Origin of the sequence: Marinomonas sp. TW1 (assembly GCF_001625355.1) — a bacterium.
Classification (GTDB): Bacteria; Pseudomonadota; Gammaproteobacteria; order Pseudomonadales; family Marinomonadaceae; genus Marinomonas.
Genome location: NZ_JSEE01000059.1, coordinates 1 through 251, shown reverse-complemented (window position 1 = coordinate 251; position 251 = coordinate 1). Strand labels below are relative to the sequence as shown.

Genomic DNA, 251 nt, shown 5'->3' with positions numbered 1-251 from the left:
TGGGATCCCCCACACTACCATCGGCGATGGCGCTTTTCACTGCTGAGTTCGGGATGGGATCAGGTGGTTCAACGCCTCTATGATCGTCAAGCAATTCGGTTTGCGTATCGTTCTGGTATGAGCTTTTGCTCTGTTAACCAAAACACGCGAATACGTTGCTTGGATCTTTAACAATTCATTTTGAAATAACGTGGATCAAGGTTAAACCGGATCGTATTATGTGTCTTTTAGCTGTTGTCAGCTAAAAACTA

1 rRNA gene is annotated in these 251 nt (G+C 44.2%); it reads right to left on the bottom strand.

The window, feature by feature from the left end:
* A 5S ribosomal RNA gene (rrf, locus tag OA79_RS17890) occupies positions 1-91 on the bottom strand; the annotation flags it as partial.
* Positions 92-251 lie beyond the last annotated feature (160 nt).